Origin of the sequence: Amycolatopsis kentuckyensis (assembly GCF_041679295.1) — a bacterium.
GTDB classification, from domain to species: Bacteria; Actinomycetota; Actinomycetes; order Mycobacteriales; family Pseudonocardiaceae; genus Amycolatopsis; species Amycolatopsis kentuckyensis_A.
The window spans coordinates 286,479-306,533 of record NZ_JBGDMD010000002.1 but is presented as its reverse complement, the minus strand read 5'-3'; the positions used below and the strand labels follow the sequence as shown (position 1 = coordinate 306,533).

22 protein-coding genes are annotated in these 20,055 nt (G+C 68.0%); 20 read left to right on the top strand and 2 right to left on the bottom strand.

Features of this window, described 5'->3' with window-relative positions:
- Positions 1 to 4 precede the first annotated feature (4 nt).
- Genes ACERZO_RS07340 through ACERZO_RS07310 form a run of 7 tightly spaced genes read left to right on the top strand, consistent with a single transcriptional unit; the run spans position 5 to position 3,097 of the window.
- Positions 5 to 916 carry a hypothetical protein gene (locus ACERZO_RS07340; protein WP_372663577.1) on the top strand — a complete coding sequence of 304 codons (912 nt, stop codon included), beginning with the start codon at positions 5 to 7 and terminating at the stop codon, positions 914 to 916.
- Positions 916 to 1,278, top strand: a complete 363-nt coding sequence (locus ACERZO_RS07335) for a hypothetical protein (protein WP_372663575.1) — start codon at positions 916 to 918, stop codon at positions 1,276 to 1,278. The genes ACERZO_RS07340 and ACERZO_RS07335 overlap by 1 nt, the downstream gene beginning before the upstream one ends.
- Positions 1,275 to 1,904 (top strand): LamG-like jellyroll fold domain-containing protein, encoded by a 630-nt coding sequence (locus ACERZO_RS07330; RefSeq protein WP_372663573.1) that lies wholly within the window; start codon positions 1,275 to 1,277, stop codon positions 1,902 to 1,904. Before ACERZO_RS07335 ends, ACERZO_RS07330 begins: the two co-directional genes overlap by 4 nt.
- A 41-nt stretch (positions 1,905 to 1,945) precedes the next feature.
- Complete coding sequence (locus ACERZO_RS07325) at positions 1,946 to 2,380, top strand: phage terminase small subunit (protein WP_372663571.1); 435 nt, start codon at positions 1,946 to 1,948, stop codon at positions 2,378 to 2,380.
- The gene (locus ACERZO_RS07320; RefSeq protein WP_372663569.1) at positions 2,377 to 2,661 is read left to right on the top strand and encodes a hypothetical protein; all 285 of its coding nucleotides are present in this window, start codon (positions 2,377 to 2,379) and stop codon (positions 2,659 to 2,661) included. The genes ACERZO_RS07325 and ACERZO_RS07320 overlap by 4 nt, the downstream gene beginning before the upstream one ends.
- The gene (locus ACERZO_RS07315; protein ID WP_372663567.1) at positions 2,643 to 2,885 is read left to right on the top strand and encodes a hypothetical protein; all 243 of its coding nucleotides are present in this window, start codon (positions 2,643 to 2,645) and stop codon (positions 2,883 to 2,885) included. The genes ACERZO_RS07320 and ACERZO_RS07315 overlap by 19 nt, the downstream gene beginning before the upstream one ends.
- Positions 2,882 to 3,097, top strand: a complete 216-nt coding sequence (locus tag ACERZO_RS07310) for a hypothetical protein (protein WP_372663565.1) — start codon at positions 2,882 to 2,884, stop codon at positions 3,095 to 3,097. The genes ACERZO_RS07315 and ACERZO_RS07310 overlap by 4 nt, the downstream gene beginning before the upstream one ends.
- On the opposite strand, the gene ACERZO_RS07305 is transcribed toward ACERZO_RS07310, so the two are convergent.
- Positions 3,094 to 3,312 carry a hypothetical protein gene (locus tag ACERZO_RS07305; RefSeq protein WP_372663563.1) on the bottom strand — a complete coding sequence of 73 codons (219 nt, stop codon included), beginning with the start codon at positions 3,310 to 3,312 and terminating at the stop codon, positions 3,094 to 3,096. The two genes, ACERZO_RS07310 and ACERZO_RS07305, sit on opposite strands and share 4 nt — an antisense overlap.
- A 213-nt stretch (positions 3,313 to 3,525) precedes the next feature.
- On the opposite strand from ACERZO_RS07305, the gene ACERZO_RS07300 reads away from it, so the two are divergent.
- The 12 genes from ACERZO_RS07300 (at position 3,526) to ACERZO_RS07245 (ending at position 12,522) form a co-directional block, all read left to right on the top strand.
- Positions 3,526 to 5,205, top strand: coding sequence for a hypothetical protein (locus ACERZO_RS07300; protein WP_372663561.1), 1,680 nt, complete (start codon positions 3,526 to 3,528; stop codon positions 5,203 to 5,205).
- Between the two features lie 220 nt (positions 5,206 to 5,425).
- Positions 5,426 to 6,787, top strand: coding sequence for a phage portal protein (locus tag ACERZO_RS07295; RefSeq protein WP_372663559.1), 1,362 nt, complete (start codon positions 5,426 to 5,428; stop codon positions 6,785 to 6,787).
- 4 nt (positions 6,788 to 6,791) lie between these two features.
- Complete coding sequence (locus ACERZO_RS07290) at positions 6,792 to 7,607, top strand: VG15 protein (RefSeq protein ID WP_372663557.1); 816 nt, start codon at positions 6,792 to 6,794, stop codon at positions 7,605 to 7,607.
- A 68-nt stretch (positions 7,608 to 7,675) separates the two neighbouring features.
- Positions 7,676 to 8,257, top strand: a complete 582-nt coding sequence (locus tag ACERZO_RS07285) for a hypothetical protein (protein ID WP_372663555.1) — start codon at positions 7,676 to 7,678, stop codon at positions 8,255 to 8,257.
- Between the two features lie 65 nt (positions 8,258 to 8,322).
- Positions 8,323 to 9,255 (top strand): P22 phage major capsid protein family protein, encoded by a 933-nt coding sequence (locus ACERZO_RS07280; protein WP_372663553.1) that lies wholly within the window; start codon positions 8,323 to 8,325, stop codon positions 9,253 to 9,255.
- A 10-nt stretch (positions 9,256 to 9,265) separates the two neighbouring features.
- Positions 9,266 to 9,736, top strand: a complete 471-nt coding sequence (locus ACERZO_RS07275) for a hypothetical protein (protein WP_372663551.1) — start codon at positions 9,266 to 9,268, stop codon at positions 9,734 to 9,736.
- The gene (locus ACERZO_RS07270; RefSeq protein ID WP_372663549.1) at positions 9,727 to 10,047 is read left to right on the top strand and encodes a hypothetical protein; all 321 of its coding nucleotides are present in this window, start codon (positions 9,727 to 9,729) and stop codon (positions 10,045 to 10,047) included. Before ACERZO_RS07275 ends, ACERZO_RS07270 begins: the two co-directional genes overlap by 10 nt.
- Before the next feature lie 4 nt (positions 10,048 to 10,051).
- Positions 10,052 to 10,408: a hypothetical protein gene (locus ACERZO_RS07265; RefSeq protein WP_372663547.1), complete on the top strand. Its 357-nt coding sequence runs from the start codon at positions 10,052 to 10,054 to the stop codon at positions 10,406 to 10,408.
- A 3-nt stretch (positions 10,409 to 10,411) separates the two neighbouring features.
- The gene (locus ACERZO_RS07260; RefSeq protein WP_372663545.1) at positions 10,412 to 10,789 is read left to right on the top strand and encodes a hypothetical protein; all 378 of its coding nucleotides are present in this window, start codon (positions 10,412 to 10,414) and stop codon (positions 10,787 to 10,789) included.
- Positions 10,790 to 10,862: 73 nt separating this feature from the next.
- A complete protein-coding gene (locus ACERZO_RS07255; RefSeq protein WP_372663543.1) occupies positions 10,863 to 11,786 on the top strand; it encodes a phage tail tube protein in 924 nt (307 codons plus the stop codon).
- A 75-nt stretch (positions 11,787 to 11,861) separates the two neighbouring features.
- Positions 11,862 to 12,092 carry a hypothetical protein gene (locus ACERZO_RS07250; RefSeq protein WP_372663541.1) on the top strand — a complete coding sequence of 77 codons (231 nt, stop codon included), beginning with the start codon at positions 11,862 to 11,864 and terminating at the stop codon, positions 12,090 to 12,092.
- Between the two features lie 34 nt (positions 12,093 to 12,126).
- Entirely contained in the window at positions 12,127 to 12,522 is a 396-nt protein-coding gene (locus tag ACERZO_RS07245; protein WP_372663539.1) for a hypothetical protein, read from the top strand.
- A 59-nt stretch (positions 12,523 to 12,581) separates the two neighbouring features.
- On the opposite strand, the gene ACERZO_RS07240 is transcribed toward ACERZO_RS07245, so the two are convergent.
- Positions 12,582 to 12,839: a hypothetical protein gene (locus ACERZO_RS07240; protein ID WP_372663537.1), complete on the bottom strand. Its 258-nt coding sequence runs from the start codon at positions 12,837 to 12,839 to the stop codon at positions 12,582 to 12,584.
- A 128-nt stretch (positions 12,840 to 12,967) separates the two neighbouring features.
- Here ACERZO_RS07240 and ACERZO_RS07235 point away from each other — a divergent pair, with 128 nt between their 5' ends.
- Positions 12,968 to 20,047, top strand: a complete 7,080-nt coding sequence (locus ACERZO_RS07235) for a hypothetical protein (RefSeq protein ID WP_372663535.1) — start codon at positions 12,968 to 12,970, stop codon at positions 20,045 to 20,047.
- Positions 20,048 to 20,055 lie beyond the last annotated feature (8 nt).

Below are 20,055 nucleotides of genomic sequence, written 5' to 3'. Positions count from 1 at the left end.
GTCCATGACCGCCAGGAAGGCCGTCTCCGCCCGTGACATGAACGGCCAGAAGGTCGTCAACCTCGGAGACGGAACCGCCGCCACCGACGCCGTGACCAAGCAGCAGCTTGACGCGAACTCGACCACCGACCGCTCCCGCGCCAACCACACTGGCACGCAGCTCGCCGCCACGATCTCCGATCTGGCCACGGCGGTCCGGCTGAATGCCCTCGACCAGCTCGCCGCGCCGACCGGCGACCTCTCCATCGCCAACCACAAGCTCGTCAACGTCACCAATCCGACCGCCGCCCAGGATGCGGCCACGAAGGCGTACGTAGACAGCTCCCTGGGGGCGATTAGCGGCGGCCTCGCCTTCAAGGGTGCCGCGCGCGTCGCCTCGTCCGCGAACGTCTCCGTCGCCGCCGCGCCCGCCACCGTGGATGGCGTCGCCCCGACCAACGGAGACGTTGTCCTGCTGACCGCGCAAACGACGGGCAGCGAAGGCGGCGCGTGGGTCTGGAACGGCGCAGGAGCCGCGATGACCCGGCCGGCCAACTGGGACACCACGGCGGAGGCCGTGCCTGGAAGCATCTGGGTCGTCCAGCAGGGTACCTACGACAACCAGTTGGCCATCCTGTCCAACGACACGTTCACGCTGGGCGTGACCACGCCGACATTCGTGTTCATCAACCCCGGTGCGGCCGTGGGTGACGCCGGCATCACGGCGACGTGCCCCGCCGTCACCGCCGGCACCACGTGGACGATCAACCACGGATTCAACACGCGCGGCGTCGGCATCGTCGTCTACCGCGCCACTTCGCCGTACGACGAGATCGACGCCTACATCACCCACGACACCGTCAACGCCATCAGCATCACCCCGGACATCGCCCTCGCCAACGGCGAGTTCGTCGCCGCAATGAGGAAGTTCGCCTAATGCCCGGCCGGAAGGCGCTCAACGACGCAGTCCTCCCGATCACGCCGGTCACGCTCACCGACGCGGCCACGATCACCACGGACGCCGCGACCGGCAGGCACTTCCGCGCGACGCTCGCCGGCGACCGCACCCTAGCCGCGCCCACGAACCCCACCGACGCACAGCGCGCGCTCTGGGAGCTGACCGCGTCCGGCGCACAGCGCACGATCACGCTCACCACCGGCTCGGCGGGGGCGTTCGAGCTGACCGCCGGCCTGTCGGCCGCGAACGCCATTCCGTCCGGCAAGGTCGCCTTCCTGGCCGCCATCTACAGCGCCTCACGAGCCCGCTGGACGGCGCTCGCGTTCCGGGTGACGTCATGAGCCTGCTCGCCGCGTACAACGTCGATGAGGGCGTCTCGGATGCGACCGTCGTGGACCGGGCCGGCAACCGCAACGACTTCACGCTGACCAACAGCGGGGTCACGCGCGCGGCTGGGCACACGGGCTACGGCCTGTCGAACACCGGCAACGCCAACCCCGCGTATCCACCGAACATCGGCCAGACCGCTAACCGCACGGTCATGCTCTGGGCCAAGGGGCCAAACACCACGCCCGGCTGGCTCATTCAGTGGTACGTCTCAACCATCGATTCCGGGTGCTGGGGCATCCTCAACATCTCCGGAAGCATCCACATCCAGGCCCGGAACGCGACCACCCTGGCGCGGGCCTCGACCGCCCGGCCAGCCGACATCAGCACGACGTGGCACCACATTGCCGGGACCTATGACGGCGCGAACGTCCGCCTGTACCTCGACGGCGTCCTCAAGGCCACGAGCGCCCTCACTGGTCCACTTCGGTCGGATGCCGTCCTCCAGCTCTACGGCTACACGGAGAGCAACGTCATCGACGACATCGCCATCTACGACGAAGTCCTTGACGTGACGGCCATCGCCGCAGCCGCCGCGACTCCAGTCGGTACGGACAGCGGCACATATGCATTCATCTAGCGCGACGGCAACCGTTGCGCGGCAACGGAAGGGGCACCGCAATGGGCCAGCGAGGGCCGATCGGCAAGCGCAGCGGGGAACTCATGGGCCACAAGACGAAGGCCGAACTCGCCGAGCGCGAACAGGTCGTCGTCGCGGCCGAACAGGTCCCCGTGCCCGACCCGGACCCGGCATGGCACCCGATTGCCTACGAGTGGTTCGAAAGCCTCGGACAGTCCGGGCAGAGCCAGTTCTTCGAGCCGTCCGACTGGGCAACCGCGCGGTACGTCGCCGAAGCCATGCACCAGCACCTCCAGCGCGGCGCGAGCATGGGAGCGCAGATGTTCGCCGCCGTCATGTCCGCCGCCTCGGAACTCCTGTCGACCGAGGGATCACGCCGCCGACTGCGGCTGGAACTCCAGCGCGCTCAGCCCACGCAAGAGGTCAACGCTGGAGTCACCGCCATCAACGAGTACAAGAAGAGGATCACTGGATGACCAACATCCCCACCCTGAACCGCTTTGTGCTGTACACCCTCACCGCCCAGGATGCGGATAAGATCAACCACATCCGCACCCACACGCGCGACGCAGTCCTTCAGGGCAATATCGCCGAGGCCGGCCAGACTTTCCCGATGCTCATCGTGCGCGTCTGGGGCGAACAGGAGGACTCCGCCGTCAACGGCCAGGTTTTCCTAGACGGCAACGACGTCCTCTGGAAGACCTCGGTCAGCGTCGGCGAGGGCGAAGGCCGCTTCGCATGGCCGGTCCGTCGATGATCGCCGCGCAGCTCGCCTGCACGCAGAAGCTGGAGAACGGCGGCGAGGACGACCGCCGGTTCGTCGCCCTCGTCTTCACCATCGCCCACCCCGAGGGCGCCGAGGATCCGACGTACGCCGAGATCCCTGCCGCCTCACTGACCATCACCGTCAAGGGCGAAGTCGCCGACCTGTTCGAGATCGGCACCGTCTACGACTTCGGCATCACCGAGGAAGCCGAATGACCGGCACCCGCCGATTCGTCCTTGAACGCACCGAGGATGTCTCCGGCCTCTCCGGCACCGGCACCGTCGCGGACGGCGTCGTCTGGCCCAACGACATGGTGACCCTGTGCTGGCGAGGCGAGCACTCCAGCATCGCCGTCTGGCAGCACCTCGACGACGCCCTTGCGATCCACGGCCATGGAGGCGCGACGAAGGCCGTGTTCCTGGACTAGTCCGCCAGTCGCTCGCGCCAGTACACCCGCGCAGCCAGCTCGCGTTCGATATCGACGAGCAGAGGCTTCGCGTCGTGCCGGAACGGGATGATCTCGTCGGCCGCCTTCACCTGCTCGCGCATCCCGTCCGGCAGGTCGTGCCGCTCGACTCGGTGGCCGCACTTCACCCAGAAGAGGTGATCGGTCGTCACCCGAAGTCGCTCGTCGTCGATCACCCGAGGCTCCTCACCCCGGCCGGCGGCCATCAACGCGGCGTGGATCTTCGCGGCAGCCGCGTGAAGGTCCTCCTGGACGAACGAAACTCGCTGATCAGACACTTCGTCTCCTCCTGTGTAGGGGTAATCGAACCTAGCAGCATCTCTGCTGGTCATTCGGGTGTTTCCCGTTTCCTACTCGCGCGTCAAGTAGTGGATGCGGGGTGACGCTCGGTGACCACGACGGAGGTCCCGGTCTACACGCCGGTCAAGATCGGCCCGAGCTGGCGCACCGGACCGGATGGCCGATTCGTGCTCCCGGAACTGACACTCGGCTGGCAGATCTTGGGGTGGACGGCCGACTGGCTACAGCACGGCGACGGCCGGCCGTGGCGGTACACCAACGAGCAGGCCCGTCTCACGCTCTGGTGGTACGCCATCGACCACAGTGGACGATTTATATACCGAGATGGCGTCGTTCAGAGGTTGAAGGGCTGGGGCAAAGACCCTTTGCTGGCAACGTGGTCGGCGGTGGAGTTCGTTGGGCCATGCCGATTCTCGCACTTCGACGACGACGGCGATCCGGTCGCGAAGCACCATCCCGAAGCGTGGGTGCAGATCGCTGCGGTCAGCAAGGACCAGACCCGCAACACGATGACGCTGTTCCCGCAGATCTTCACCAAGCGGGCACTTCAGCGGTACCGGATCGATCTCGGCAAGGAGATCATCTACGCCGATCACGGCCGCGCGCGCATCGAGGCGGTCACCTCGTCGCCGCGCGCTCTCGAAGGTGGCCGGCCGACAAGCATCGTCAAGAACGAGACGCACCACTGGCTTCTCAGCAACGAGGGCCACGAGATGGACAGCGTCATCGATCGCAACGCCACGAAGTCCAACGACGGCAGCACGCGGCCCATCGCAATCACCAACGCCTATGAGCCCAGCGAGGACAGCGTTGCCCAGCGCGCCCGGGAAGCCTACGAAGAGGCCGAAGCGCTCGGGTTCCCTCACGGAATCATGTACGACTCGTTGGAGGCGCCTCCCGAGGCGCCACTGACGATCGAGGCTGCCCCGGCCGTGATCGAAGCCGTACGAGGCGATTCCCATTGGCTATCCACGGAACGCATCGTCGCGGCCATCGCCGACCGACGAAACCCACCCAGCCGGTCACGGCGATTCTGGTTCAACCAGATCGTCGCCGCAGAGGACGCCTGGATCGACCTCAAAGACTTCGACCAGTGCCAGGCCGGCGACGACGTCCCACCCCTCGCCCCCGGGGACGAAGTCGTGCTCTTCGCCGACATGTCCAAGTCGGACGACGCGACCGGAGTTGTGGCCTGCCGGCTGATCGATGGATTCGTCGGCGTCGTCGGGATGTGGCAGCGCCCGCCGGGGTCGCGCGGTGAAGGATGGCTCGCCCCGCGCGAAGCCGTCGATCAGACCGTCGCTACAGCGTTCGACACGTACCGGGTTGTGGCGTTCTTCGGGGACCCGAGTCACACCCTCGACGACGAGACGCAGGAGCGCTACTGGGACGCCACCTTCGACGAGTGGCACCGCCGGTACGGGTCGCAGCTCGAACTCTGGGCCGAGGGCGGACAGCGTCACGGCCACTCGGTGATGTGGGACATGACCAGTCCACAGAGGACCGCACAGTTTACCGCCGCCGCAGAGCGCTGCGTGGTCGAGATCGAGGAGCACACCCTTCTCCACGAGGGAGACGGCAGGCTCCGCGCGCACGCCCGCAACGCCAAGCGCTACCCCAATCGGTACGGCGTATCCCTGTGGAAGGGACACCGCGAGTCCAAGAAGAAGATCGACCTCGCCGTATGCATGGTCGGCGCGCGCATGGTTCGCCGCCTCGTCCTGAACAACCCCAGCCGAAAGCGACGCCGCACCGGGAAAGTCTGGTGACGAGTGAAGCTCTTCCGAGACCCGCGAGTCCTCCGGCACTTCCACGCAGCCGCCGTCACCGCGTGGGTCGTCCTGATCGTCCCCACGCTCATCTGGTGGAAGGACTCCGTCCTCTGGGTCGCCCTGATGAGCATCTGGGCCAACATCGCCGCGCACTGGTCCGCCTGGCAAGCCGCACGAACCGAGTCCAAACAGGACGACAGCGACGAAGGGGGAAGCGATGCTCGGCCGCAACACCGTCGTTGACCTCGTGAAGGACTCGCTCTTCCCCGCCTACCTTGAAGAGCGGGAGCGCCTGGACGAGATCGACGCGTGGTACCGGTGGAAGCAGGACGACATCAAGCTTCCGCGTCGCGCCACTCCAGAACTGCGCGCGCTCGCCAAGATGAGCAAGGTCCCTTGGCTCGGCCTGGTAGTGACGTCGGTCAGCCAGTGCATGTACGTGGACGGATACCGGTCCCCGCTCGACGCCGCGCGGCTCGACGGCGAGGTCTCACCGCCGTGGAAGACCTGGCACGCCAACGCCTTCGATCAGCGGCAGATCGCCGTACACCGCGCGGCGCTCGCCTACGGGTACGCGTTCGTGCGCGTCCTGCCCGGCGAAGACCACGAGGGCAAGCGATCGGTCATGCGGGGCGTGTCGCCGCGCAAGTGCTACGCGCTCTACTCCGACCCCGCCGAAGACGACTGGCCGATGTACGTCATGCAGGTGGCCAAGGCCGACAAGGGCGGTTACCTCCTGTCGATCTACGACGAGGAAGACGTCCACTACGTCAGCATGGACAGCTCCACCTCAAAGCCGACGTGGATCTCTGCGGAGACGCACGGGGCCGGCGTCACGCCCTTCGTGCGGTACGCCAACATGCTCGACCTCGAAGGCCGAAGCCCCGGCGAAGTAGAGCCGTTCATCCCGGCCGCCGCCCGCGTGAACAAGACGGCCTTCGACCGGATGGTCACGCAGCACTTCAGCTCGTGGAAGGTCCGCACCGTCTCCGGCATGGCACAGCCGGACACCGAAGAGGAGTCCAATCGCAAGAAGCTCCAGCTTCGACAGGAAGACCTTCTCGTCGCCGAAGACCCCGACACGAAGTTCGGCGTCCTCGACGAAACTCCGTTGCCTGGCTTCATCGAGGCGTGGCGCTCGGACGTCGAGGCCCTGGCCGCCGTCACGCAGACACCGACCCACAGTCTCACCGGCCAACTGATCAACCTCTCTGCCGAAGCTCTTGCCGCGGCCCGCGCCGGCCTCACTCAGAAGGTTGCCGAGCGTCAGAAGTCGTTCGGGCGCAGCCACGTACAGACGCTGCGCCTCGGGGCTCTGCTCGAAGGCCACGAGGACGACGCCAACGACGTGCTCGGACGCGTCACGTGGCAGGACATGGAGGTCCGCTCCATCTCCCAGGCCGTGGATGCCTGGGGCAAGGCCGCCACCATGCTCCAGGTCCCCGTACAGGCCCTCTGGCAGCGCCTGCCCGGCGTGGAGAAGTCCGACGTGGACGAGTGGGAGCAGCTCGCCGAGAAGGCCGACCCCGTGGCCAGGATGACGAACACCCTCGCCCGGCAGGCAGACCCGGCGGAGTAGGACGATGGCCGAGACAACCGCCGGCCTCCGGCTGACCCAGCGCTACCGCAACCAGCAGCTCGCCCTTCGAGCCGAGTTCCTCCAGCAGCTCCACAAAGCCTGGCCACTGCTCGACCCGTTTCGACTCGATGCCACCGCCAGGGCGTGGCTCGACCTGATGATCGACCTCATCACCGGATTCTGGAGCCGCTCGGTCACGGTGTCCCTGGCGTACTACGAAGCGTTCCGCAAGGCGGAGACCGACTCCGCCGTGTTCCACACGAGTCACCTGCGCGACGTTGTCGTCCCGAATCTCGACCAGATCCGCGCGGTGCTCATCGCCACGGGCCCGGCGAAGATCAAGCACGACACGATCGCCGGCGACCACAACATGGACACGATCGCCCGCAACGCCATGGTTGAGGTGTCCGGCGCAGCATCACGCCTCGTGCTGAACGGCGGTCGGGATGCGATCGACGAAGCCGTTCACGCGGACCGACGGGCCGTAGGATACGCCCGCGTCCTGGGACCGCGCCCGTGCTACTGGTGCGCGATGCTCGCGTCGCGCGGACCGGTCTACCGCTCCGAGGACGTAGCCCTCCGCGCCACGGAACGCAGCAAGCGCGCCGGCAAGGAATACCACGACCACTGCATGTGTCAGGCCGAGCCGGTATTTCGCCACCTGAAGCGCGACGACTGGCCCGAGCACATCCGCGACCTCGCCGACCTGTGGAGCGAGGCGAAAAAGGACGCCAGCGGACGGAAGACGATCAACGTATTCCGGACCCTGTTTGAAGCCCGGGGCTCCGTCGAGATCCCCGCCCAGCGCACCACGCGCTGACACCCCATCCACCCGGCTGCCCGTCGCAACGACGCGCGGCCATCCCGCAATGGGAAGGAAATCCCCGCATGGCCGAGGAAGACGCCGACAAGCCCGACGAGAAGCCGGACGACAAGCCCGACGACAAGCCGGACACCACGAAGGACGACACCAAGCCCGACGAGGACGGCGACGAAAGCAAGCTCGGCGACGCCGGGAAGCGCGCGCTCGACGCGATGAAGCGCGAGAAGAACGCGGCCAAGAAGCAGGTCGCCGAACTCCTCGCCAAGGTCAAGGCGTTCGAGGACAAGGACAAGACCGAGGGGCAGCGCCTCCAGGAGGCCGCCGAGGAAGCGAAGACTCGCGCCGCAAAGGCCGAGACCAACGCCCAGAAGCTCCAGATGGCTCTCGAACGCGCGCCAGAGGGCGCAAGCCTCGCCCACATCAAGGCCGTGGCCAAGCGCATCTCCGGTGACAGCGAAGAAGAGCTGGAAGCCGACTGTGACGAGCTTTTCGCGCTCTTCGTGCCGCAAAAGGAAAACACGACCAGCACCACCAAGAAGGAACCGCCCGGCAAGCCGAAGGAACGGCTCTCCGGCGGCGGCGAACCGGACGACGAGCCGGACGAGATGGACCCGAGCAAGCTCGCGGAAGCCATCGGCCGCCACTGATCTCTTCCACCGCACGGCAAGCCGCGAAGGCCGCTGGCGGTCTACCGACCCTTTAGGAGGTCAACGTGGCTAACACGTTTCTGAAGGCCAACAAGATCGCCGCTGCGGCGCTCGGCCTTCTCCAGCGGGAGATTGTGTTGCCCGCGCTCGTATGGCGCGACGCGGCCGGCGACTTCGCCCAGGCCGCCGGGGACACCATCTCCATCCGCGTCCCGGCCCGCACCACAGCGCGAACCCGCACCCTGCGCGGTGCGCGCCCGACCGCATCCGAGGGCAACGGCATCATCACCATGGACGAGCTGACCGAGACCAAGGTTGACGTCACGCTCGACGAGGACATCTACTCTGCCGTCCCGATCACGGACGAGGAACTGACCCTGGACATCACCTCGTTCGGGCAGCAGATCCTCGCCCCGCAGGTGCGCGCCGTCGCGGAGGGCCTGGAGAACAAGCTCGCCGCCGAGATGACCGGCGCCACCTACGCCACGGAACTGACCCTCGACACCGCCGACCCGTACAAGACCCTTGTGGACGCTCGGGTGGCGATGAACAAGAGCAACGTTCCGATGAGCGAACGCGCGTGCGTCGTGGGTGCCGACCTTGAGGGCTACTTCCTCAAGTCCGACCACATCAGCATGGCCGACAAGTCCGGCTCGGACAGCGCGCTGCGCGACGCGGTCATCGGCCGCGTGGCCGGCTTCGGCAACATCTACGTCAGCAACGCCCTCCCGCCCAACGTCGGCTTCTGCTTCCACAAGACCGCGTACGTGCTGTCCATGCGCGCCCCCGCCATCCCGGACGGCGCGAGCTACGGCAGCAGCCAGGCGTATTCGGGGCTGGCTATGCGAATGCTCCGCGATTACGATTTCCGGAACGTCCAGGACCGTTGCCTGGTCGACACTTACGCCGGAACGAACATCATCGCGGACGGCCCGGACGGTGCCGACGCCGACTCCAACCCGGACTTCGTCCGCGCGGTCAAGATCACCGCCGCGTAAGGAGGCCGCGATGCTTCCCGCGCTCGCCGACGTTGCCGACCTCGAAGCCCGCCTCGGACTCGACGCGGGCGCGCTCGCCGGCCCGGACCTGGCGCGGGCGCAGGCCGCATTGGACGACGCCTCCGCCCTCGTCCGCGAGGAAACCCGCCAGGACTGGGTAGACCCCGTCACCACGGAGATCACCGCGCCTGCTCCTCTCGTCCGGGTAGTTCTTGGGGCGTCACTACGGACATACCGGAACCCGGATAGCGAGATCAGTCAGACGGTCGGCCCCTTCAGCCGGACGCTGAAGGCGGCCGACGTCGGGGTCTACCTCACCCCCGCAGAACTCGCCATCGTCCGCCGTTACCGCAGGGAAACCACCGGACTGTGGACCCAGGGCACCACGCGCGGGGAAGACGCGGACAGCACCCTCTACGTCGAAGATCAGTTCGGCTGCGAGCTGTTTCCCATTGGGACGGTCGATAAGCCGTGGCTGTGAACCGACACGTCGTCACCGTCCGCCGGTACCAGCTCGACCGCTTCGGGGATCGCCAGCTCCTGGCGACCTTCCAGGTTGGCGGCTGCATCTTCGCCCCTCGGAGCACCTCCGAGGACAACGACCGGTCCACGACCGTCGAGGCAGACGCAGAGCTGTACGTCCCCGCCTACGCAGGTATCGAGGCGTCGGACGAAGTCGAGTTCGAGGACGGCACCGCCTACCAGGTCAACGGCCAGCCAGAGCGCTGGGAGTCGCCCTGGAGCAACTGGGCTCCGCCCGACGTCGTGAGCCTCAAGAGGAAGACGGGGTGAGGCCGTGGCCCGCTACGAGCCGGACTCCGCCGGCTTCACCAAGCTGGCGACCAGCCGCCGCGTCTCCCGGCACATGACGAACGTCGTCGGCCAGTACTGGGCCGACGAACTACGTGCCCTCGCGCCGACGCTGTTCGAGCGCAACACCGGGGAGTACATCAGGTCCATCACCGTCGAGGCCACGGTGGTTGAGATCAACGGCCTGCCCCGCGCCGCCGTGATCATCGCCGCGAACACCCCGTACGCGACGGTCCTGGAAACCGGCTCGCCGGACATCCTCGTCCCGCCCCGCCCGCTGACCAAGCTCCTCGACCGCATCGAGGACGCCGACACCGGGCAGGCCCGGAAGCACCGGGGGTAAGGCATGGAACTGCTCAGCGCGTTCCCCGACATCGAAGATTTCGGGCTGCGGCTGTTGGAACCCGTGGGACCCACAGCCCTCGCCACGCCCGAGGTGATCAGGCCCCCGCTGGTCGTCATCCGCCGCACCGGCGGGTCCGACGACATGATCACCGACATCCCACGGATTCAGGTCGACTGCTACGGAGCCAACCGCCGCCAGGCGGCGGACATGGCCGAGCAGTGCAGGCAGCTCGTTCTCGCCTCCCCCGCAACGGGTTTCGACCACGTCAGCATCGATCAGTCCTGGACCGAGTCGGCACCCACGTACCTGCCGTACGGCGATCCGGCGAGCCAGCGCTACGTAGCGACCTATCGCCTCGCACTGCGCCGGACCCGCTGACTTCGTTCCGCCACAAGCCATTCCCAGCCCCTGACGGGGCTGCACTCCAGCCCAAGTACGAAGGGGGCTCTCTATGTCCATCGCGACCATCGCGGCGCGTCAGCAGAAGCTCATCCGCAAGGCCCAGGACGCGGCCATCTTCGCCGCCGACGAGTCGGCTGCCGCCATCTCGGCCATCACCAACGGCGCGTCGGGGGACCTCATCGCCCTGCCGGCCGCGTGGCGTTCCCTTGGCCACCACACCGAAAGCGACGGCATCAACTGGACCCGCGACGTCAACTCGGACGACGTCCGGTCGCACGGCTCCAGCGAGCCGACGCGGCGGGACATCAGCTCCGACGTCACCGGGCTTGTTGTCCTGGCGCAGGAAACCAAGATGCTCTCGCTGGAGATGTTCCACAACGTCGACCTTTCCGGCGTCACGCCTGACGCGACGACCAACGAGATCGCCTTCAACCGCTCCCGAACTCCGTCCACTCGGTACTGGCGACTGCTCGCCGTCGCCAGCGACGGCCAGGGGGCGGACACGATCTACTTCGCTCGCTTCTGCCCGCGCGCCAGCATCACCGACTATGCGGAGCAGCCCTGGACCAAGGGTGACGAGCTGCGCTACCCGCTCACCTTCACCGCCTATGTGGACGATGACCTGGGCTACGCCATGCGGGAGATGTGGGGTGGCCCCGGCATTGCGGACCTGCTGACGGACATGGGCTTCTCCGGCACCTCCGCCACGGTCACCGTCACCGGCGCACCCACCGGCGGCACTTTCACGCTGACCTACAACGGCCAGACCACCGCCGGCATCGCGTTCGACGCCACGGCGGCGGCCGTTCAGTCGGCCCTCGAAGCCCTGTCCAACGTGGACCCGGGAGACGTCACCGTCACCGGCAACGCTGGTGGCCCGTGGACGGTCACCACCGCCGGCGCCGCGCCCACTATCACGGCGAACGGCTCTGGTCTGACCGGAGGCAGCTCGCCGGCGGTCGGCGTCGCCTAGTGAACCCGGTTGGGGTGCCGGTGTCACGGGTGGTGTCCCGGCACCCCAACCGCCCTACTTCCCCCCAGGAGAACCATGAACGACTACGCAGAGAAGCTCATCGCTCCGGACGGCCGCGAGTTCACCGCACGCTCGCCGGCCGAGTACAACGACCTCCGTTACGGCCAGGGCTACCGGCCCGCCGTGGAGCCGACGCCCGAGCCAACCGCCGAGCCGGAGCCAGAGCAGAAGACCACGCGCCGCAGCGAGGGAACCTCCCGCGCGGCGACCCCAAAGGCGAAGCCGGCCGAGACGCCGGACGCCTGATCCACGCACTCCCGACACCACCCCAAGGAATCACATGAAGAAGCTCAAGGGCTGGGATGCCTACGTCGCCGAAACCGAGGCGACCGACGAAGACCGCTCGATCGAACTCCCGCTGACGGATGACGAGGTCTACATCATCCGTTACCCCACGCGCGAGCAGGGGAAGGCGATCGAGGCCGCCGAGAAGGACGGTGACGCCGACGCGCTGTGCGTCGCCCTGCTCGGCGAAGAGGCCGGCCGCCGCGTGGCGGAGCTGTCTCGCGGGCACTCCCACCACGTCCTTGACGCCTTCCTCATGGACGTCATGCGCAAGTTCGGGTTCCTGCCCGAAGAGGAAACCGAGGCGGCGACGGGAAAAGAGGGGGCGGCACCCGTTCAGCGCACCACGCGGAAGCGTTCGACGCCGCGCGCGAACTCAAGCGCCGCATAGACCTCCTCGACCGTTTCGGAGGGGAGATCGAGTTCGACCTGTTCGAGCGCGGATGGGACCTACTCGATTTCTTCAGGGGGAAGAGGCCGTGGGGGCAACTGGACCGGCTCCTGTCCAGACTTCCACGGCACTCCCACTACAAGGCCGCCATCGACGACGACGACGAGTTCGCGGAGATCGCCGCCGCACTGTCCACGCTCAACGACGTACAGCGCGAGCCCCGCGTCCCGCTCGCCGGGTACAGCGAGATCGCCGCCCGCCTGGACAACCTGTTCGACGCCATGAACGCGGTCAACGAAACGCTCGTGGCGGTACACAGCAACACCAAGAGCAGCTTCCAACGGCCCAACCGCGCACCCCGTCCTCAAACCGCCAGCCAGCGCCTGGAATCGCGCCAACGTGCCCAACGACTTGACGACATCGTGAATCGGATGACCGGCGGGAGGTGACCGCCGTGGCTCCAGGCACCGGTTTTCAGATCGGCCGGGCGTTCCTCGAAGTGGTCCCGAGCTTCGACAACACCCAGCGGCTGGTCAACTCCTTCGTGTCGCGGATGCGACCGATCCAGATCCCGGCCGAGGTCGACCCGAAGGGCTTCGGCAACGAGCTGAAGCGCGCGGCACAGGAAGCGGCCCGAAACACCAAGATCGACCTCGGTCAGCCGACCGTGGACACGTCGAAGGTGGGCAAGCAAGTCTCCGACGCCATCAAGGGCACGGAGATCCACGTCAAGGCCGTGCCGGACCTGGACTCCAAGCTCTTCGACGCGAAGGTGCACGAGCTTGAAGCCAAGCGCATCGCACTCCTGGCCCGCGTGGACCTCAACATCGAGGCCGTCCGCGCCAAGCTCGCGGAGCTGGAGAACTCCGACCCGAAGATCGGCGTCGACTTCGACCTCAGGAAGCGCGAACTCGAAGCGCAGATTGCCGCCCTTGAGGCTCGGCGAATCCGCATCCAGGCGCAAATCGATGTCGAGGCGAGCAAGGCCAGCACCGAGCTAGCAGCCATCGACGAGGAGATGGACCGGCTCGACGGCAGGACCGCACAGGTCAACGTCGAGTCCTCCACCGCCTCCCGCGCGGTCGGCATCATGGCCTTGCTGACGGCCGGCATCGCCGCCGCCGGCTACGCCGCCCCGGCCGCCGCCGCCGCGATCTCCGCCATCCCGGCCGCGATCACCGGCGCCGCCCAGGGCGTCAGCGCGATCGTCCTTGCCTTCAATGGCATTGGGACCGCGCTCAAGGCATACCAGGCCGCCGACGACGAAACCGCCGCCAAGGCCACCAGCAACGCAAAGGCCCGCGTGTCGGCCGCGAACTCGATGGCCTCTGCGCAAAGCGCGCTCGCGTCCGCAGAGACCAACGCGACGCACACGGCGATCACCGGAGCCGAGCAAGTCGCGTCGGCACGCCAGGCCGCCGCACGCGCGCAAGAGTCCCTCGCCCAGGCACAGGAGACAGCCCTTCGCCGCGTCCAGGACGCGGAACGCACGTTGGCGTCCGCGCAGGCGAACGCCCGTTCGGCCCAGGAGGCGTTGAACCAGGCGCGAGAGGACGCCAAGGAGCGCATCGAAGACCTGAAGTTGTCGCTCAAGGGCGCGGCGCTCGACGAGGAGTCGGCGTCCCTCGCCCTGGAGAAGGCGCAGCAGCGGCTTCAAGCCCTCAAGGACGCGGGCGTCGGCCCGAGCACATTGGAGTATCGGGAAGCGGACCTCGCCGCCCGCCAGGCGGCCCAGACCCTCGACGAGGTACGCGACCGGTATTCCGACCTCCAGCAGCAGTCCGCGTACGCCGCGAAGACCGGCGTCGAGGGCGACAAGGCGGTCATCGCCGCCCACAAGGCCGCCAACGACGCCACCACCCGCGTCCAGGACGCGGAACGGGCTCTGACGCAGGCCAGGACGGACGGGGCGCGCCAGGTCGCACAGGCGCAGGCCCAGGCCGCGCAGGCGGCCGTAGCCGCCTCTCAGGCGCAGGAACACGCATCCTGGGCGAACGAGGCCGCGACGAAGGCCGTGGCCGACGCGCAGCGCAACCTCGCGACGGCCACCCAGCAGGCCGGCGCAGACGGCACCGCCGCCATGGACAAGTTCCAGTTGGCCATGTCGAAGCTGACGCCGGCGGGCCGGTCCTTCGTGGAGTTCCTCCAGAAGGAGGCCAAGCCGGCGCTTTCCGACATGGGCAACGCCGTCCAGGCCGCTCTTCTGCCGAAGCTGACCGTGGCGTTCCGGGACCTCCTCGACCTGTCGCCGGAGGTCACCGCCGGCCTCACCGACACGGCCAACGTGATCGGCGAACTCGCGCTCAAGGGTTCCCGGATGGTGACGTCCGGCCCGTGGCGGCGGGACTTCGCCGAGATCATGAAGACCAACAACCAGGTCATGTACGACCTGGGAGACGCTGGTCTGTCGATCTCGGATTCCTTCCGGTCACTGCTCATCGCGGTCGGCCCCGTCATGCGCGACTTCGCGCAGCTCGCCGCCCACGGCGCCGAGACCTTCGACCAGTTCATCCAGGGCAAGCGCGCCACCGGCGAGCTGACCGCCTTCATGCGCGAGGCCGGAGACAAGCTCAAGGACGTCTTGCGCTTCGCCGTGGATCTGGGCAAGGCCGTCTTCGACCTCGCGACCGCTCTGGCCCCGCTCGGTGGCGCACTGGTCAAGATCGTCGACTACTTCGCGAAGCTGATCAGCTCGTTCACCGACGCGCACCCACTCCTGACGAACATCATCGCCGGGGCCGGCCTCGCCGCCACAGCGCTCCTGCTGTTCGGCCGCGCGGTCAACGGAGCCTTCGGCGCCGTGAAGTCCGGCATCGAGGGCTACAAGACGCTCGGCATCAACCTGAAGGGCCTCAGGGACCGCTTCGAGGGAGCCGCCGACGGGACCGGCCGATGGAGCGGTCTCGCCGACGCAGCCGTCCACCCGGTCGGCCGGCTGCGTGGCGCGGTCAAGAGCCTCGCCGACGCGTACCGCGACGGCGCGCGCGCGACGCGCGACTACATGACCACCCAGGCTCAGGCACAGGGCACGCGCCCCGCAGCCGGAGCGGGAATCGGTCAGTCGCTCGCCCGAGGCGCGATCGGCCTCGCGGAGAAGGTGGACGACATCGGCGCGGCGGCGGCCCGCGCCGGCACGGCTCTCGCCACGAAGGTCTCCAGCGCCGCCCAGACGATGGCCTCGAACGTCACCAGCGCCGCGACTTCGGCCGCCAGCTCGCTCGCGACGAAGCTCGGGGAAGCCCCCGGCAAGCTCGCCCAGTCCTTCGCCTCCGGCTCGATTGCCCTGTCTGGAAAGCTGGACGACATCGGCGCGGCGGCAGTCCGGGCCGGCAACGCCTTCGGGGTCAAGCTCGCCAACGGGATCGAAGCCGCACGAAACCCGAGCGAGGTACTGCGCAGTGGCATGGACCACTTGGCCACCGGGATGGCCACCGGCATCCAGGCAGCAGAGCGGATGGGCGAGACAGTCCGCACGCGACTGTCCACAGTCCTCACGACCGCCGGCGAGACGGCCACGGGTCTCGGAACGCGAGTCAAGGACGGCTTCGCCTCAGCGGCTTCGACCGTTGCCAGTGCCACCGATGGGCTTGGCGCGCGGATCAAGTCGGGACTGTCTAACGCCGTTAGCACGACGCATGACGCCATCGTCGGCGGCGTGTCGCGGGCGGCCGACGCCTTCGAAGGCGGGCTCGTCCGGATCTCCGGCGCGGCGGGCGGAGCCGCCAACGCGATCACCAAGGGTCTTGGTAGCGCCGTTTCCGGCATCGCCGGCGTCTTCGGTGGCCCCTGGGGGCTCGCGGTTACGGGCGCAACCCTCCTCCTGACGTACTTCATCAACAAGCAGCAGGAGGCCGCGCAGAAGGCCGCGGACTACAAGAAGGACGTCGATTCCCTTACAGAGGCGTACAAGCAGTCCGGCGGCGCACTCGACAACTCCATCATCGACACCAACAACAAGGCCCTCGCCGACAAGAACGCCGCACAGAACGCGCGTGCGGCGGGGTCGTCCTTCGAGGTGTATGCGGCTGCCGCCAATGGCAACGCGACCGCCCTCAACCAGGTGACGGAGGCGTCGGACAAGGCCCTGCGTTCCATCGGCGAAAGCGCCGGGCTGACGCGCGAGCAGACGGACGCGCTCGTCGGCGTCGGCCGCGAAGCCCTGAACACGGGCAAGAACTACGACGAGCTGCACAACGACGTGCTCAGCGCGACGGCCACGTTCGACGACTACGGCACCGTGATCGCCGGCCTGACGGACAAGCAGACGGACCAGGTCAACGCGATCTTGAACGGCGTTGGTGCCGTTGGGGAGCAGATCAAAAAGAACCGGGACGCGCACGATTCCTACCTGCTCTTGGAAGCCGCCGCGAGCAAGGTCACGACGACCACCATTGAGCTTTGGGAGGCGCAGCAGAAGCAGCGCGACGTCACCAAGCAGTTGGCGGAAGCCAGCTTGTCCCTCCGGGACGCCCAGGCGGATCTTCACGAGGCGCAGAAGAACATCGTCACGGCCCAGGAGGAGTACAACAAGGTCGCCGGCGGAAAGGACGCGAAGGCAGCAGAGGACGCAGCGGACCGCCTGGCGGACGCGAAGCGGTCCGAAGAGCACGCCATCCTGTCCCTTTTGGACGCTGCCCAGCGCGAGGCCGAGGCCCGCAACAGCTCGCTCCCGTCGGCCGAGCGCGAGGCGAAGGCCACCGAGGCGCGGAACAAGGCCCTTGCCGACCTGGTCAAGACCTACAAGGGCCCTTTGCCCGACGCCATCAAGGACTCCATCAAGGGGATGGACCTCACCCAGGCGAAGGCCGCCGGCTTCATCACGACGATCGACGACTTCGGCAAGGCGATCGTCAAGCTCCCCGATGGCACAGAGATCAACATCGACGCGGACCCCAAGCGAGCCCGCACGAAGATCGATGCAGTCGTCGCGTACGGCAACGGCCAGACGGCCAGTGTGACGCTGTTCGCAGACACCGACCCCGCGACCGGCGAGACGAAGTTCTGGCAGCGCGAGGCGGACGGCACCATCGGGGAAGCCAAGCTCGACGCGAAGATCGACCCGGCCACGGGCAAGGTCCAGATCTGGCAGACGTTCGCCAACGGACAGACCGGCCTCACGAACCTGGACGCCTTCACCGACCCGGCGGACGGCAAGGTCAAGGTCTGGAAGGACGCCGCCGACCACACCAAGGGCTGGGCGACGCTCGACGCGAACACCCAGCCAGCCATGGACAAGCTGACGGAGTACGGAAAGTGGGCGCAGGAGTTCCTCTCGCACCTCAACCTCACCGTCACGCCGAGGACGCGACCGGCTGACTCGCCGCCGCTCCCGCTCGGCGACAGCGGCAGCGCCCTGGGCAACCTGTTCGAGTTCTACGCCGCCGGCGGCTTCCGACAGAAGCTCACCCGGATGTCCGCAAACGTCGCGCGCATGGTGCCCGCCAACACCTGGCGCGTCGTGGGCGACCGGGCTCAGGGCGATGAGGCGTTCATCCCCGTGAACGACAGCCCCCGCTCGGTGGACATCCTCCGCGAGACCGCCCGCCGGATGGGCTTCCTCCTGGCCCCGATCGCTCAGATGGCCCTCGGGGGCGTCATGCGGTTCGCGGCCGGCGCGGTCGCCACCCCCTCCGGGGCTCCAGGAGCCGCGCAGGCGGGCGGAGCGGCGTCGCCGGCGGCAGCGCCCACCGGGGACCAGCTCGTGGCGCTCACAGCCGCCATGGGCGGCAGCACGGACGCGGCCGAGGCCCTCGCCGCCGCCCTCGCCGCGCTCCAGGCGGCCACCAGCTCGTTCACCACGGCCGGCCTCGTGCCGCTGGTCACGCAGGTCAACGGCGCGGTCAACCCGGCGTTGGACACGCTCATGGCCCGGCTCCCGCCGACCCAGGCGGGATTCAACGCCACCGCGTCCGTCGTCGCCAGCTCGACGGCGGGCATGACCAGCGCCACCGCTAACGCCGTTAGCCAGATCAGCACCTACCTGGCGAACCTGCGCACCGCACTCCAGGTCACCGGCCAGGCGTTCCAGAACACCTCCGGGTGGGTCAACACCACCTGGTCGGCGATCCGGGGCTACACGCGCGGACCAGTGGCCGACACCATCGCGGGCCCGATCAACGCCGGCCTCGTCAACGCCTGGAACTACCTGGACAGCAGTTTCTCCCTCAACCACCACCTCAACCCGCTGCCGATCAACTTCGCCGAAGGCGGACCGGTGCGCGGGCCGGGCACGGGGACTTCGGACTCCATCCTGACGCGGCTGTCCAACGGGGAGTATGTGATCCCGGCCGCCCTGACCAAGCGAATCTTCCCGTTCCTCGAAGCCCTGCGGTCGGGGCAGGCCGAGGCTCTCCAGGCAGCCGGCTACGCCAGCGGCGGCCTGGTGGCCGACACCGGCTCTCAGCTCAACGCAGCCGTGGCCCGCGCACAGGCGTTCGCCGCCGCGCAACGCGGCAAGCCCTACATCTGGGGTGGCGTCGGCCCGACCGGCTACGACTGCTCGGGACTCGCCAGCGCGATCACGAACGTGCTCATGGGCAGGCAGAACCCGTACGTGCGACTGGGCGTCGCGGCGTCCGAGCCGTGGCCGGGCTTCGTGCGCGGGCTCAGCTCCGCGTGGGCGCTCGGCGCCAGCGCGGTGCACACGGCCGGAACTCTCGGCGGCGTTAACGCCGAGAGCACCGGCAATCACGTTCGCTTCGGCGGCGACGCCCACGGCGCAGACGACCCTCAGTTCCGGGTCCAGTCATCGCTTCCCGTCGTCGGCGGCAAGTTCGTCTCCGGCGGTGGCGCGAACTTCGACCCGGCTCAACTCGTCGCGTCGGCCTTCACCGACACGGCGGCGATGATCACGGCTCTGCGGAACAAGTACCCGGGCAACATCGCCGCGAGCACGGGGGCCGGCGAATCGGGCTACGCCAGCAACGCACTCCAGAAGATCGCCGTCGACAACCTGTCGATCAACAGCGTCGGTGGCGGCCCGGAGGTCCAGGCGGCCAAGAGCTTCGCGCGCACGGCGCTCGCGCGGTTCGGGTGGGGCCAGGACCAGTTCCCCGCCCTGGACGCCCTGTGGACCGGGGAATCCGGGTGGAACTACCGCATCGCCAACAAGTCCAGCGGCGCATACGGCATCCCGCAGGCACTCCCGGGCGAGAAGATGGCCTCCCAGGGGCCGGACTGGCGAACCAACCCGGCGACCCAGATCCTCTGGGGGCTCGGGTACATCAAAAACCGGCCCGACTACGGCAGCCCCTCCGCCGCGTACGCCAAGTGGCTCTCCCGCAGCCCACATTGGTACGACGACGGCGGATGGCTCCCGCCCGGCTACACGTCGGTCGCCAACCACACCGGCAAGCCGGAAGCCATCCTCACGCAAGACCAGTGGAACGCCCTCACCTCCATGGCCGGCCTCCAGCGCGGCAGCGGCGGCGGACGCAACGTCACCGTCAACGCCCGCACCGACGCCAGCCCCGAGCACATCGCCCACGTCATCGATCGACACCTGTCCATCGGGGCACGGCTCTAGGAGGCGGA